This is a genomic window from Pustulibacterium marinum (assembly GCF_900116665.1).
Taxonomy (GTDB): domain Bacteria; phylum Bacteroidota; class Bacteroidia; order Flavobacteriales; family Flavobacteriaceae; genus Pustulibacterium; species Pustulibacterium marinum.
Genome location: NZ_FPBK01000007.1, coordinates 139,133 through 156,426 on the forward strand (window position 1 = coordinate 139,133; position 17,294 = coordinate 156,426).

General features: G+C 35.7%; 8 protein-coding genes and 1 pseudogene. All 9 read left to right on the forward strand.

Translation table 11 applies throughout. The features are described from left to right. Positions 1–90: 90 nt before the first annotated feature. The 9 genes and pseudogenes from BM383_RS11045 (at position 91) to BM383_RS11085 (ending at position 17,272) form a co-directional block, all read left to right on the forward strand. Positions 91–1,290, forward strand: coding sequence for a DUF6051 family protein (locus tag BM383_RS11045; protein ID WP_317040077.1), 1,200 nt, complete (start codon positions 91–93; stop codon positions 1,288–1,290). A 476-nt stretch (positions 1,291–1,766) separates the two neighbouring features. Then, positions 1,767–3,464 carry a DUF6377 domain-containing protein gene (locus BM383_RS11050; RefSeq protein ID WP_143106409.1) on the forward strand — a complete coding sequence of 566 codons (1,698 nt, stop codon included), beginning with the start codon at positions 1,767–1,769 and terminating at the stop codon, positions 3,462–3,464. Positions 3,465–3,735: 271 nt separating this feature from the next. Continuing rightward, positions 3,736–6,762, forward strand: a complete 3,027-nt coding sequence (locus BM383_RS11055) for a SusC/RagA family TonB-linked outer membrane protein (RefSeq protein WP_177229108.1) — start codon at positions 3,736–3,738, stop codon at positions 6,760–6,762. 16 nt (positions 6,763–6,778) lie between these two features. After that, on the forward strand, positions 6,779–8,257 hold the full coding sequence (locus tag BM383_RS11060; protein ID WP_093025237.1) for a RagB/SusD family nutrient uptake outer membrane protein: 1,479 nt from the start codon (positions 6,779–6,781) through the stop codon (positions 8,255–8,257). A gap of 11 nt (positions 8,258–8,268) precedes the next feature. After that, positions 8,269–9,771 (forward strand): SusE domain-containing protein, encoded by a 1,503-nt coding sequence (locus tag BM383_RS11065; RefSeq protein ID WP_093025196.1) that lies wholly within the window; start codon positions 8,269–8,271, stop codon positions 9,769–9,771. A gap of 44 nt (positions 9,772–9,815) precedes the next feature. Next, positions 9,816–11,531, forward strand: a complete 1,716-nt coding sequence (locus BM383_RS11070; RefSeq protein ID WP_177229109.1) for a glycoside hydrolase family 66 protein — start codon at positions 9,816–9,818, stop codon at positions 11,529–11,531. A 93-nt stretch (positions 11,532–11,624) separates the two neighbouring features. Beyond that, complete coding sequence (locus tag BM383_RS11075; protein WP_245766574.1) at positions 11,625–14,156, forward strand: glycoside hydrolase family 31 protein; 2,532 nt, start codon at positions 11,625–11,627, stop codon at positions 14,154–14,156. Next, positions 14,157–16,274, forward strand: a complete 2,118-nt coding sequence (locus BM383_RS11080) for a glycoside hydrolase family 97 protein (RefSeq protein WP_093025199.1) — start codon at positions 14,157–14,159, stop codon at positions 16,272–16,274. A 120-nt stretch (positions 16,275–16,394) separates the two neighbouring features. Further along, positions 16,395–17,272: pseudogene (locus BM383_RS11085) on the forward strand (IS982 family transposase). Positions 17,273–17,294 lie beyond the last annotated feature (22 nt).

A 17,294-nucleotide genomic window follows, 5' to 3' on the forward strand; every position in this document is an offset into this window, starting at 1 on the left:
CAATACAATATTTTGAAATAACGCTTTTTGGATGATAAATATCGTTTCATTGTATAAATAAAACGGATACCTTTATTTCATAATTGAGCGTTGTGCAATACTTACATGCTACACTACGAATCTTTATATACACGATCAATGAATACAGTTATCCACGAATTTGGTTTTGAGTCTATAGCCTATACAATTTTACCTGGGGCAATGTCCTATTATTGTGAAGAACATTTGAGTAATTTCTCTGGCTCGAAAACAATTACTGATATAGCGGCAAACTACGATCATGTTCACCAAGAAGATATAGATATTTTGGAAAATCGCTTTTTTAAATATCAAATAATTCTTCCAAAAGAACAGACAAAAGCTTCTAAGGTCATTTTGCTTTTTCACGGACTTAATGAAAAAGATTGGGATAAATATTATCCCTGGGCGGAAGCCATGGCTACAGGTACAGGTAGTGCTGTGGTGTTATTTCCTATAGCCTTTCATATGCAACGTACACCTGAATATTGGAGTAATAAAAGGGCTATGTATCAATTGAGTGCTATTCGCAAATCCAATCATCCTTTGTTGGTACATTCTACCTTATCTAATGTTGCTATTAGCATGCGGCTTCATGCTATGCCACAACGATTCATATGGTCAGGATTGCAAACCTATTTTGATGTTATACAGTGGATTACTCAATGTAAAAAAGGAGAACATCCTTTAATAGCAAAGGATTTTACCTTTGATATTTTTGCATTTTCCATAGGCGGATTTCTGGCTCAAATTTTAAAGTTAGCCAATCATAGGAATTTTTTTGATCGGAGCAAAGTATGCTTATTTTGTAGCGGACCAACGCTAAATCGATTGTCTCCTGTATCAAAATTTATTTTGGATAGTGAAGCTAATATAGCGTTGTATTCTTTTTTAATAGAACATTTGGACAAAGTAATGGAAAATGATAAGCGCTTGCATCATTATATCCATGAGGATCATAAAGAAGGAAAAGTCTTTTATGCGATGTTAGAATATCAGAAGTTGCGTACATTTCGAGAGGATTTATTGAAAAAATATGCTTCGCAATTTTACGCAATTACTTTGAAGAAGGATCAAGTTATTCCATCCTTTGAAGTGATAAACACCTTGCAAGGTGCTTTTCGAGATATCCCTATTATTGTAGAAGAGTTGGATTTTAATCGTGCTTACATTCATGAAAATCCTTTCCCTAGTGATCTGCTTAACAACACGCAAATTCAGGAAGATATGAATACAGTATTTCAAAAATTTTGTCATTTTTATAATACGTAGCGATCAATACTAATATGAATCTTAGTTTGATATTTTCGGAGCGTTGGGGGGGTATGTACATGAGCTATATATACTGTGAAGTTTAGTCGTATAGAGATATTTAAAGGATACATTTCTATATGATATTGTATTTAAATGATATTTAAATGTCTTAAAAATCAATACTTTGTATAGGTAACGTTTGAAAAAATATCTATATTTTATTTACCGATTGCAAGATCAATATCGGTTAGGATGTTATTTTTGTTTATTGATTATATTTCAAAGTATACTCGTGATTACAAGTAATAAGCCTATGAAAGTGCCGATGTTTTTGTTTGTTTTTTGATGTTTAATTGATTGCATATAACTAAAATTCTTGAAATTACTGATAGGTTAAAAAGAAGGTAAAGAGCTTAAATAAAAAGGATGATCATTGGTTTTCTTTTTTTGAATACTTTTATATAATTCCCCTATTTAATTATAATATGATCTGAATGAAATATGTGAGAATACACCCTCTAGGCAAATGTGTAATGTTTCTTATAATTGGTATTTTTTCTTATTGGGGGATGCAGGGACAGGAACAGGATGTATCATGGGAGAAACTCGAAGACTTATTAGCTCAAGTGAAAGTTATAGATGCTGCAAAAAATCAAAGGTTGATTAATCTCAAAGAGCAACTAGTTAAGGTATCCAAAGAAAGGATTAAACAGCAATATGAGATTGCAACTATATTATACCAAGAGTACAAGGTTTTCAACCGGGATTCTGCATTTTATTATGCCGAAAAAAGTTATCTTTTATCCACTGAACTAAGTGATAGGCAGTTTGAGATTCAATCACGAATAAATTTGATTGATATATGTGTTTCCTCAGGAATGTACTATGAAGCATTAGCGTATGTAGCTCAAATGGATACCTTACAAATTCAAACAGATCAGAAGTCACTTTATTATGGTTTATTGGGAAGATGCTATGGGGATATGGCTGAATATTCGGATGTACTTCCCTTTCGGGAGAACTATCTGATCCAAGCAAAACGATATCGGGAAGTAGCCCTTGCTTATACACAATCAGGAACTTTTTTTCATTCGTTTTTAAAGGCATTTAATAAATATAAAGAAGGAAAATTAACTGAAGCTTTAGCTGATTTTCAAGCCTTTGAGCAAGCCGGACTTTCAGATCGAGATTTTGCTTTAGTACATTATATTACTGGAGAAATTTATTCCCAATTAGGGTACAGTAAAAAGGCAGTTCCACACTATTCTTATGCCGCTATGGCGGATATTAAAAATTCTACAAAGGAATCTCTAGCAATTATCAAGCTAGCTGCTATTCTTTTTCAAAATGGTGATGTTAATCATGCTTCTGTACTTATTCAAAAAGCCTACGAAGATGCAGTTTTCTATGGAGCACAACAACGAAAAATTCAGGTAGGAGCTATTTTTCCTTTAATTGAGCAGCAGTTAGTAGCCAATATGGAGAAGGAAAAAGAGCGATTGTATTGGCAGTATATGATTGCCATTGGAATTTTAATAGCTGTTGCAGGACTTACCTTGGTCATATTTAATCAATACAGAAGAATTAGAAAAGCTGAACAATTGTTATCAAGTGCTAATGGAAATTTGACTAAGGCAAATAACCGATTGGAAGAGGTAAATCAAGAACTAAAGTTTAGAAATCAAGAGATTGAGAAGATAAATAAAAAACTTCAAGAAACCAATGAGATTAAAGAAGAATATGTAGGCTTTTTCTTTACACAGTATGATGATATTTTTGAAAAATTCAATGATTTTATGCTACAAATTAATGAAGGAGTTGCTGCAGAAGATTTTCGAAAAATTGCCTTTGTAGCACGACAGTATCATACCCGAAAGGAAAAGAATAAACTTCTAAAAAACTTTGATCGTGCGTTTATGGAATTATATCCAAATTTCATTGAAGAATATAATAAATTAATGCAAGAACCTTATCGTATACATATATCGGAAGGAGATGCGCTGACCAAAGAACTTCGTATTTATGCCTTATTAAAATTAGGAATCTCACACAACGAGAAAATAGCTCAAATACTGGGTTATTCGGTTAATTCTATTTATGCATACAAAACCAAGGTACGCAATCAATCCGTCGTATTGAAACACCAGTTTGATGAGTTGCTTCTTGAGAATACTTCATTTAGAACTTTCTAAATTGCATTATCTGGAAAAATAGCCGTCTTTTTTTAATGTTTTTTCAATGTAATTTCTATATGTATTTTTTATATAAATTAAATTTAAAATACTGATCATCAGCATTTTGTAGTTTTATATAGCTTTTGAAAGGCTATGAAATTCTATATGTATTTTGATTTAGGTTAAGACAGGCCTGTTTTTTCGTTTATTTGGATTTGTAACGATGGCATATTACCCCCCTACGATGCTATTTTATCATTATTATCAAATAAACAATAAACAAACAAGTATGTGTAAATTAATTTTTAAAAACTATGGTCAACTGTATTGGCTTTGTTTTATGATACTCATACCCATGGGAATCAATGCTCAAATTCAAGTTAAGAAAACGATTGAGGGAGTCGTCACAGATCACGAAGGGATCCCTTTACCTGGTGCCTCCGTGGTGGAGGGGGAAACGACCAATGGTGTATCTACCGACTTTGATGGTCACTTTTCGATTCAAGTTGCCAATAGTGAGTCTGTTTTGGTAATTAGTTTTGTGGGATATCAAACACAACACATTAAAGCTGATTCTTCCCCCGTTAATGTCACATTATTACCGGATGCTACCAGTTTAGATGAGGTTGTTGTGATTGGATATGGAGAAGCTAAACAAAGTGATTTGACAGGATCGGTTACCTCAGTTTCTCTTGAGGATGTAGCTGGCCAACCAACTTCTAATATAGGAGATGCAATTCAAGGACGTGCGGCGGGGGTTACTGTGATTACTTCTGGTCAACCTGGAAATAATCCAACGTTCCGAATTCGGGGAACGGGAACCATAGGAAATAATGACCCTTTGATTGTAGTGGATGGAATGCCTTTAAACGGAGGATTAAATCAGGTAAATATGAAAGATGTTGCTTCTTTACAGGTACTAAAAGATGCTTCTGCAACAGCTATCTATGGTTCTCGTGGATCGAATGGTGTCGTTATAATTACCACCAAAAAGGGAAAGCAAGGAATGGGAAAACTTGATGTAGATGTTTTTACGAGTTTTCAGCGACCAACAAATGTACTAGAAGTTTTAAATGCTCAAGAATTTGCTACATTGAATAATGAAATATTGGTTAATGGAGGACTAACTCCCAATCCAGAGTTCGCTAATCCGGAAACATTGGGAGCAGGAACTGATTGGGTGGATGCGTTTTTTACTACAGGGAAACAACAAAACATTACAGTATCGTATACCAAGGGAAACGAAAAGTCTAATTTATATACTTCGTTTAATGTTTTTGATCAATCTGGAACGATTATTAATTCTGATTATACCCGATACATAGCTCAGTTTAATAGCGATGTCGAACTTAATGAGCACTTGAAATTTGGGAATCGCCTGAAATTAAATTATGATGTCAAGGAAAATGGAGATAATAGTATTCAAAATGCATTACTTTCTTTACCTACCCAATCTATTTACGATCAAGACGGCGTATATACAGGACCGTTAGGTCAAGCCATTTATTCTGGGGATGTAGAAAATCCAATAGGTAAATCTAATATTGTGGAGAATACCACTAAGGGGTATAATGTACAAGGTAATATATATGGAGAATTGTCATTTTTTAATGGTTTTAGCCTAAAGTCATTGTTCGGTATAGAGGCTAATTTTTGGGATTCCCGAACATGGGTTCCTTCTTATGCTTGGGGTTCAGATGTTTCTTTAAATGCTTATTTATCCGAGGGATCTAATAAGAGTTTAACTATGTTATGGGATAATACTTTGACATATACCAAAACATGGGATGGAGGAACCTCTTTGACTGCCGTGATAGGTACAAGTGCTCAAGAGAATCAATACAAATACATTAGTGGCTCTGTACAAGGATTTCCCAGTGAGGAAACACAGACCTTAAATAATGGTTTACTGCAACCAACTATTAATGGATCGGGGTCTGAGTGGGCCATATTCTCTTATTTTGCCCGAGGTCAATTTGATTATAAAAATAAATATTATTTAACCACTACTGTTCGTAGAGATGGTTCTTCTCGTTTTGGTGAAGGAAATAAATATGGAACCTTTCCTTCAGCTTCCATTGCCTGGCGTTTATCGGAGGAGTCATTTTTAAGCTCTGCTGATTATTTAGATGATTTAAAACTGCGTTTAGGGTATGGAATTACTGGAAATCAAAATATAGGAAACTATTCTTTCGCCTCTGCTTATAATACAAATGTATATAATTTTAATAACACTTTTGTAACTGCTGCAGTTCCAACTGTTTTACCAAATTCCAATGTTCAGTGGGAATCTCAAAAACAATGGAATGCAGGTATGGATCTTAGCTTATGGAATCATAAAATAGCTTTGACAGTAGATGCCTATTTAAAGCGTACAGAGGATATGCTAGTACCTCAGACGGTTCCAGTAACTTCGGGATATTCAGATGTATATGTACCTTATATAAATGCGGGATCTATCGAAAATAAGGGGATTGAAATTATGTTATCTACACGAACAATGGAGCATGAAAAATTTCAGTGGAATACCGATGTAGTCTTTGCGTTTAACGATAATCAGGTTATTGATATCAATAGTGATACTCCATTGACAACGGGTAGTATCGGGTTGAACTATAGTTTAGCTCGTATCCAACCTGGATATCCAATCAATGTATTTTATGGATTTGTTCAAGATGGTATTTTTCAGAATCAACAAGAGGTAACCGAGCATGCAGTACAGATTCCAGGAACAAATCCGGCTACAAGTACTGCTCCTGGAGATATACGATTTAAAGATTTAAATAGTGATGGTATAATCAATGATCAAGATCGTACTTTTATAGGGAATCCAAATCCAGATATTACATTTTCTCTTAACAACAACTTTTCAATTGGAAATTTTGATATAAGTATATTTTTTCAAGGGGTATATGGAAATGATATTTTTAATGCGAATCGTTTGTATTTAGAAAACATGTCTGTAACTACCAATCAATCTCGAGCGGTATTGCATAGATGGCAAGGACCTGGAACCAGTAACTCAATGCCGAGAGCTGTGTTTGGGGATCCCAATCAAAATACGAGACCTTCAACTCGTTATATTGAAGATGGGTCATATATCCGTCTCAAAAATGTAAACCTAAGTTACAATGTACCCACAGAACTATTTAAAAAACCTTTTTTTAGTTCTTTAAAGCTCTATGCTTCAGCTCAAAATTTGTGGACTTTGACTAATTATTCAGGATTTGATCCAGAAGTAAATACCGATGGTATTGATAATAATATTTATCCAGTTACACAAAGTTTCACATTTGGAGCGACCCTTGGATTTTAATTTTAAACAGTTACAAATGAAAAGAAAGATTTTATATATCACATTTATAGCATGCACCTTGATGTGTGGTTGCAGTGATGATTTTTTAGATAAGCAACCATTGGATACCATCAATACAGCGAATTATCCCAAAACAGCAGAAGAGTTAATTTCGGTTGTAAATGGAGCTTACCAGCCCTTACAATGGCCTAAACTCTACAATCTTAGAATGTGGAGTACAGATATTGTGGCTGGCAATAGCATAGTTGGAGCGGGTGGAGGTACCGATGGTATAGAGACCCAGAATTTATCAAACTTTGTTACCCAACCTGATAATGCTGGAGTACTTGATTTATGGAGAGGACCTTGGCCGGGTATTTTAATGACCAACATTGTTTTAGAAACTGCACCTAACCTAACTATTGATGAAGACATTCGGGATCGAAGTATGGGAGAAGCATATTTTCTAAGAGCCCATTATTATTTTATTCTAGCCCGTTTTTTTGGGGATGTTCCATTGGTCATTACTCCGGTTCATTCCGATGATGATTTATTGCCTGCGAGAACATCTGTGGACCAAGTATATCAACAGATTATAAGTGATTTGTTAATGGCTACTGAATTATTACCTACTAAGAATAGCTATGCAGCTCAAGATGTAGGCAGAGCATCAAAAGGTGCAGCCTATGGTCTATTGGCTAAAGTATATCTTACTTTAGGAGACTATCAGGAAGCTGTTAATGCAGCTACTATGGTGGAGAGTTTAGGATATGCCCTGAATGCAGATTATAGTATGAATTTTTCAGTGGATAACGAAAATTCTCAAGAATCTATATTTGAAGTACAATATGCCTCTGACGGAGGATATGATTTTTGGTCTAATGAAAATCAAGCCTCGTGGACAAGTCCATTTATGGGCCCTAGGGGATCTAATTTTGTCGGGGGAGCGTATGGTTGGAATCAGCCTACTGAAGAGTTTATAAACCAATATGAGACGGGAGATTTACGCAAACAAGTGACGGTGTTATATCAGGGATGTCCATCATTCGATAGCAAAGAGTATCAAGCTGAATATTCCTATACAGGTTATAATGTTCGTAAATTTTTGGTGCCATTAAGTGCCATTCCTTCTTATGATAACAGTCCTTTGAATTTTCCAATTCTTAGATATGCAGATGTGATCTTGATAAAGGCAGAAGCATTGAATGAATTGGGAGATACTTCATTGGCATACCCATATGTGAATATGATTCGTAATCGAGCTGGATTAAGTGATCTTTCGGTTGGTTTAAGTCAATCCGATTTTCGTAAAGCAGTGCTTAAAGAACGTCGTTTGGAGTTAGCTTTTGAAGGACAGCGCTGGTTTGACTTAATACGTGTACAAGAAGGACAATATGGATTAGATTTTTTACATTCTATAGGAAAGTCGAATGCCTCTGAAAAGCACTTATTATTTCCAATTCCACAAATTGAACTTGATCGAAATCCAAATCTAACCCAAAATCCGGGTTACTAAAACTGTTTAACATGAAGAATATAAAGTTTTTTCATTTTCAAATGGTATTCTTAATAAGTTTATTAGGAATTACTATAGGTTCTTGTGATGATCATTTTGAGGATCAAACACTGGCACAGCAAGATAAATTAACCCTTTCTATTTCACAAGATACGCTTTCTTTAGTGGAGAGCTTATTTACGAATGAAATTAGTTTTAACTGGACAACTGGGACTAATGAACAATCCGGGAAAGCTATTCAGTATACCTTAGCACTAGATCATTTTGATGGAGATTTTTCAAATCCCATTGTAATTTTAGCCGATGACTTGCAACAGACTTATAATTATTCTATTACGTATGGTGACTTAAATCAAATCTTATTGGAAAGGGGATATGAATCGGATATCAGTTATGCATTAAAAGCCAGAATTATGGCATTTATTGGAAATTCAGAAGTATCGGATCAATATGCAGAAGTTACTTTTGAAGTAAGCCTTTTTAAACCTATCACCCAAAATTTGTTTATGGTTGGAGATGCAACTCCGAATGGATGGGATATAGCCAATGCTATTGAGATGCAATCCCAAAGTGGTCAACGCGGTGTGTATTTATATCAAGGACCTCTTTCTATTGGAAACTTCAAGTTTGCCGTTAGTCGGGAGACATGTTGGTGTCAAGATTTTTATACAAGAAATGAAATGGATCCTGATTTAATGGTGTATAATGAAGGGGGAAGTGGTCAGGATTTACAATGGAGTATTACAGATTTAGCTCCTCAAGGAGAAGAATATTTGGTAAAAGTGGATCTGCTTACATTGACTATTGATATCAGCATAGTTGCTCAGAATATAGACGAACCACCTTTTTCATTACTCTGGATAGTTGGGGATGCTTCGGAAAGTGGATGGAATATTGATACTCCAATTGCCATGGAGCAAAGCACTGATGACCCTTTCATTTTTAGTTATGAAGGGCATTTAAGCACTGGTAATTTTAAAATTTTTGCAGGACCATTAGGAGATTGGTGTGGTGAATGGTATCGTCCGGAAATGGATAATATGGAATTAACCAATGGCTTGGTACTACAAAATTCAGGGTGTACCTCAGATACTAATTGGTTAATCACTTCTGCAACAGAAGGACGTTATAAAATAACCCTAAATACTGAAGATAATACAATTGCTTTTGAACAAGTCATGGTTTATATAATTGGAGATGGAGGGGCTAATGGTTGGGATATTGCAACACCATCACCAATGAACTATCAAAATGGTGAGTACGTATTTAGTGCAGCACTGGGGGCAAATAATGCCACAGGAGAATTTAAATTTTCTAAGTTTACCGGGGACTGGTGTGATGGAGATTGGATCAACGCAGCAACTGATGCACAACCGATTTCAAATACAAATTTTATTATTACTCATGGTTGTGATGGACCAGATAACAAATGGAAATTACAAAATGGAGAGGCTGGTAATTATGAAATTCGAATCAACTTAGATTCAGAAACGATGATGATTACCCAAATTTAAAAGCAAGCATAATGATTTCAAAACAAACAATAATTTCGAGATTCATGCTCATGACATTAGTAGTGTTGTCAGCTTGTAAGGATGATGATATAAATTTATCAATGTCAAATCAAGGAGATGCACCTCAAGAAAACACCTTTCAAGAGGTTGGATTACAAACAGATAAGGCACGTTATAATCCTGGTGATATCGTTACTTTTAGCGTTCCCGAGTTGTCAGGTGATGCAACGGTTATTTACAAATATTGTGGTGAAGTGATATCACAAAGTACTGTGACAAGTAGCTCATGGACATGGACTCCTCCCAATATTGATTTTAAGGGGTATGAAGTAAGCTTATGGTCAGGAAATACTCTTGTAGGAACTACAGCGGTGGATGTATCATCAGATTGGACACGTTTTCCACGTTATGGTTTTTTGTCTAATTTTGGTGCAATATCTGATGCTGAGCAACATCAAATTCTTAACAATCTTAAGAATTATCATATCAATGGATTACAATATTATGATTGGCATTGGAAGCATCATATTCCATTACCGATGGATGAAACTACCGGTATGCCTGCGACATCGTGGGAAGATTTATTCAATCGAACCATGTATTTTCAAACCATAGAGAACTATATAGATCAAGGACATGAGTATCATATGGCCGCTATGTTCTATAACCTTATTTTTGGTGTTTGGCATGAATCTCCTGAAGAGAATGTTTCACCTTCTTGGTATGCTTATAAAGATCGCTTTCACACCGAAAAAGATGGTCATGCATTAGGTGATTTTGGAACTATTTATCTCACAGACCCCAATAAAGAAGGTTGGCATGATTATATATTTAATCAAACGCAGTATGTATATAATCAATTAGATTTTGATGGTTGGCATTTAGACCAATTAGGAGACCGTGGGGTTTTGTATGATTATGGAGGATATCAAATAGACCTTTCGCAGGGGTATGAATCTTTCCTAAATGCACTATATCAAGAATTTCCTTCAAAAGCAATGGTTCTTAACGCAGTTGATCAATTTGGACAAAGTGATATTTTGGAAACACCCGTCAATTTCGCTTATACTGAAGTATGGTCGGCTGAACAATATGCGGATTTGGCTCAAATTATAGTTGATAATTATGAGTCTTCGGACGAACAACTGAATACCGTATTGGCCGCTTATATGAATTATGACATGGAATCAGGAAGCTTTAATACTCCAGCGGTATTGTTAACAGATGCAGTAATTTTTGCCTTTGGTGGGGCACATTTGGAACTTGGAGAGCACATGCTTTCAAGAGAGTATTTCCCATACAATAACCTCCAAGTAGAGGCTGAACTTTCCAGCGGATTACAAGAATATTACGATTTTCTGGTAGCCTATGAGAACTTATTACGGGATGGTGGAACTTTTCAGCAAGCCATTGTAACCTCTTTAAATTCAGATATTTCAGTGAATTCATGGCCTCCAGTATTTGGACAAACCGCAGTTTTAGCCAAGTCAGTTGAGAATAAACAGGTGTTTCATTTACTTAATTTTAATGGAGTTAACTCTTTACAATGGAGGGATAATGAGCAATCACAAACTGAACCATTGGTAAAAAACAATATCAAGTTAAGCTTTGAAACTACTCAAGCAGTATCGAAGGTATGGTTTGCTTCTCCTGATTATCTCGGAGGAGCATCCCAAAGTTTAGAATTTATCAAAGATGGAAATCAGGTGACTGTAACAATACCTTATTTAAAGTATTGGAGTATGCTTGTTTTCGAGTAATTATATAACCTTTATTTGTTCTTATTGAAGGGAAAGTGTCAACTAAAAGACCTTTCCTTTCAATGGCAAATAAGTACAAAATAATATGATGTTATGAATCCATATAAGAAATGGTCTTTACAGAACCATATTCAGAAATTTCTATTTATCATTTTATTGATGTTTATCTTTCTTCCAAAAGCTGTACATGCTCAAAAACAAGCAATGAAAGTAGTGGATTATCATCAAGATGCTCCTGATGAAATAACCCTAGAGATCAATACTGGTGCGGCATTAAACCTTACCTTTTTAGATGACCAGACCATACGGTTTTGGATGGATCCTAAAGGGGTGTTGACACGTAAAAATTCTTCCTTTGCTGTTATTACAGAAACTTTTCAATTGGATTATCAGGTGAATGTTATTGAGCATACATCACAATATGAGATTTTTACATCTGCTTTACGGGTTGTTATAGAAAAGCAGCCAATGCAGGTACAAATATTTGACAAATATCAACGCCTATTATTAGGGGATGCTTTTCCCGGATATACATTGGAAGCTGACGGGGTACATTCGCACAAGGTATTAAGATCTGATGAACACTTTTTCGGTTTGGGAGAAAAGTCAGGTAGCTTGGATCGAAGGGGCAAACGTTTTACCATGTGGAATAGTGATCAACCTTGCTATTCAGGTTCAACGGATCCTCTTTATAAAAGCATACCTTTTTTTATGAGTTCGTATGGTTATGGTATTTTTTTGGATAATACCTATAAAACTACTTTTGATTTTGGTAAAACAGATTCGAATAGATTTACCTTCGGTGCACCTGATGGTTCCTTTGTATATTATTTTATGTATGGGCCTACTTATAAAAACATACTATTCAGTTATACTCGTTTAACAGGGAAACCTATATTACCTCCAAATTGGGCTTTTGGGTGGGCGCAAAGTAGGGGGATGTTGACCAATGAAACGTTAACTCGTAAAATAGCTGAGGAATATAGAAAACGTAAAATTCCATGTGATATTATTTATCAAGATATAGGTTGGGTAGATGGTTTGCAAAATTTTGAATGGCGAAAAGATCGCTATCAAAATGCGCGTAAAATGCTCTCCGATTTGAGGGAGGATGGTTATAAAATTATTGTATCTCAGGATCCGGTAGTTTCTAAGGCAACGATCTCTCAATGGAAACATGCCGATTCCCTCGGTTATTTTGTGAAAGATGATAGGACAGATGCTTCCTATAACATGCCTTGGCCTTGGGGAGGGAATGCTGGGGTGGTTGATTTCACAAACCCTAAAGTAGCCGATTGGTGGGGAGATCTGCAACAACAAGTACTGGATGACGGTGTTCAAGGATTTTGGACTGATATGGGTGAACCTGCTTGGAGCAATATGGAAAGTATAGATCGATTACATATGAAGCATATGGCAGGTATGCATGATGAGATTCATAATGTGTATGGGGCTACCTGGGATCGTGTGGTGACAGAACAATTTAAGAAGCACAATCCAAATCGTAGAGTATTTCAAATGACTAGGGCAGCTTATGCAGGATTGCAACGATATACTTTTGGTTGGAGCGGAGATAGTGGGAATGGATCAGAGGTAACTGATGGATGGAGAAATCTACAAGGACAAATACCTTTGGGGTTGTCAGCTGGACTTGGGTTGATTCCGTTTTGGACAACTGATATCTCAGGATATTGCGGTGAGATTACAGATTATGAAGCTTTTTCTGAATTGTACATTAGATGGTTACAATTTGGAATTTTTAATCCTCTTAGCAGAGCTCATCACGAAGGGGATAATGCTGTTGAACCTTGGCTATTTGGTGATAAGGTTGAACAATTTGCTCGAAAAGCAATTGAACTTAAGTACACTTTGCATCCCTATCTTTATACAATGGCACGACAATCCTATGATTTCGGGGTTCCTATCATGCGTCCATTGTTTTTAGATTACCCTAGTGATGAAACTACTTATACCATAAATGATTCCTTTATGTGGGGGGATAATTTTTTGGTAGCCCCAGTTGTGAAAGAGGGACAACAAACCCGTCAAGTATACCTTCCTAAGGGAAGATGGTATGAATATCCTTTTTCAGAAGGAATAATTTATAAAGGGGGGCAAACCATTGAGATTCCGGTAACTTTGGGAACAATTCCTATGTTTGTTAAAGCGGGAAGTATTATTCCCAAAATGCCGGTGATGCCTTATATAGGAGCTGAACCGAATGCCCCTTTGATATTTGAGGTATTTCCCGATACCAAAGAAGCTCGTTTTGAACTGTATGAGGATGATGGGGTGAGTTTGGGATATCAAAAAGAACAGTACCGTCGTACCACCGTACGCTGTACTCCCAAAGAGGGATTTATGGAGTTAACCATCAGTCCTGAGGAACTGGGGAATTATCGCCCTTCTGAACCTCGAAATTACTGGATTCGAATCCACCTGGATACCAAACCTTCTAAGGTATACCTGAACGATCAGCGCTTATCCCGAAAAAAACTAACCGTTTCAGATTTTGAGAAACCGGGAGCAAAGTCTGCATACACCTATGATAAGGACACCCATGAACTTTGGGTTTGTATACCGGATCAACAACATACATTACAACAACTTAAAATAGACTATTAAATGAAACATTTGACACTAATGATGTGCTTTTTCTTAGGAGTAATCTTATCTTCTAAGGCACAGCTGTTGCATTCCCCCGATGGTAACTTTACCATGAAGTTCACGCTTTTGCAAGATGGAACACCTACTTATGAACTTAGCTATAACGGCAAAGAGGTTATTAAACCAAGTAAATTGGGATTGTATTTGGTAGATGATGAAAAATCCTTGTTAGATGGTTTTTCAATTACCGATACAAAGACTGCTACGCTTGATGAAACTTGGACACCGGTATGGGGAGAAGTTGCAGAAATCAGAAATCATTACAATGAGTTAGCAGTTACCCTAACTCAAAAAGGAACAGAGCGTATAATGATGGTACGTTTCCGTCTGTTTGATGAAGGATTAGGTTTCCGTTATGAGTTTCCTCAGCAAAAGAACTTGGTATATTTCACTATCAAAGAGGAAAGAACCCAGTTTGCTATGACTGGAGATCATACCGCTTTTTGGATTCCGGGTGACTATGATACTCAGGAGTATGATTATAACGAATCTAAACTTTCAGAAATCAGCGGTTTGTTTGATGCTGCGGTTACAGCTAATGCTTCACAAAAACAATTTTCTAAAACCGGGGTACAAACAGCGTTAATGATGAAAACAGCAGACGGATTGTATATGAATCTACATGAAGCTGCTTTAATTAACTACAGCTGTATGCACCTGAATTTAGATGATAAGAACATGGTTTTTGAAAGCTGGTTAACTCCGGATGCTCAAGGTAACAAAGGGCATTTACAAGCACCTTGTGTTTCTCCTTGGAGAACCATTATGGTAAGCAACAATGCAGCAGATATTCTTGCTTCTAAAATGACCTTAAATCTAAACGAGCCTTCGAAAATAGAAGATACTAGCTGGATTCATCCGGTAAAATATGTTGGTGTTTGGTGGGAAATGATTACAGGAAAAAGTTCTTGGTCTTATACCAACGATTATCCATCTGTTCAATTAGGAGTAACCGATTTTGAACATGCTACACCAAATGGTACGCATGCGGCTAACACTGCTCATGTTAAAGAATATATAGACTTTGCTGCAGAGCATGGTTTTGACGGTGTATTGGTAGAAGGTTGGAATGTAGGTTGGGAAGACTGGATTGGTCATTCTAAAGACTATGTATTCGATTTTGTAACGCCTTATCCTGATTTTGATGTAGAAGGTATTCACCAATACGCACAATCTAAAGGAGTTAAAATGATTATGCACCATGAAACTTCGGGTTCTACCCGTAACTACGAGCGCCACATGGATGCTGCTTACCAATTCATGGTAGATAATGGATACGATGCTGTTAAGAGTGGTTACGTTGGTGATATGTTGCCAAGAGGAGAAACGCATTACAGCCAGTGGATTAATAACCACTATCAATATGCTATTGAAAAAGCAGCAGATTACCACATTATGGTAAATGCACACGAGGCTGTACGCCCAACCGGGGTTTGCAGAACGTGGCCAAATCTTATTGGTAACGAAGCTGCAAGAGGAACCGAGTACCAAGCATTTGGAGGGTCTAAAGCTAACCATGTAACTATTTTACCGTTTACCCGTTTAATTGGTGGGCCAATGGATTACACTCCGGGTATTTTTGAAATGGATATTGATAAAATGAATCCAAATAACCATTCACACGTAAACAGTACTATTTGTAACCAGTTGGCATTGTATGTAACCATGTACAGTCCGTTACAAATGGCAGCAGATTTACCGGAGAACTACAACCGCTTTTTAGATGCGTTTAAGTTTATAGAGGATGTAGCAGTAGATTGGGACGATACTAAGTATTTAGAAGCAGAACCTGGTAGATATATTACCGTAGCCCGTAAAGCTAAAGGAACCAATAATTGGTTTGTGGGTAATGTTAATGGAAAACAAACCCGCGAATCTAATATTGTATTAAACTTCTTAGATAAAGGAAAAAAATATACAGCAACTATTTATGCAGATGCTAAGGATGCTAATTATAAAACGAACCCGCAGGCTTACACGATAAAAAAGGTGAAAGTAACTCATAAGACTAAGTTATCATTAAATAGTGTTGAAGGTGGTGGTTATGCAATAAGTATTATTGAAGATAAATCTTAATTAATGATACATATGAATCATTATAAAACTTACTATAAATATGAAACCCGTAGTGCATTTATAAAAAGTTGTGCAAACTGCTAAATAGCAGGAAATTGTAGTAACTACACTATAATTTCTATGCACAACTTTCAAACAAATTACGACAAAATTTTAGAGGTTTTAAATACTATTGAACCAAAATCTAATTTTTTACATCAAATAAGAAAACCGAGACTAACAGATAAAGAATTGATTTCTATAAATTTAACATCGGAATTTATGAGTATCGATAGTGAACATCAACTATTTCGATTACTCCCTGAAAAATTAGCAGCAAAAATAGAACGAAGCGTTTATAATCGTAGACGAAGGAGGTTATTCGAGGCAATAGAACTTATTAGAGAACAATTATCTAGCTTTTTTAATGAATTTGAGGATTGCTTTATTGTTGATAGTATGCCTTTAGAAGTATGCAAATTATCCCGTAGTGGTCATTCTAAAATTTGTAAAGAGTAAACCTATTGCACTCCTGATAGAGGATATTGTGCTACACAATCAACACCTTATTATGGTTATAAACTTCATGCAGTATGTTCTGTAAAAGGAGTTTTTAAAAGTTTAGATATTAGTCCTGCTTCTGTACATGATATTCATTTTTAAAAGATATTAAGATGCAATTAAATGATTGTCTGCTTATTGGAGACAAAGGTTATCTATCAGCCGATATACAACTGAATTTGTTCGATGAGTATAACATCAAATTAGTAACTCCTATGAGAAAGAATCAATATAATTATCAGCAACAGCCCTATATATTTAGAAAAAGTCGTAAAAGGATTGAAACCCTGTTTTCACAATTATGCGACCAATTTATGATTCGTAGAAATTATGCCAAATCTTTTGAAGGTTTTAAGACTAGAATCCTTTCGAAAATTACTGCCCTCACAATGATACAATACATACATCAGTTCGTATATCATAGAAACATAAATAACATTAAAATTAATTTAATCTAAATGCACTACGGGTTACTATTTG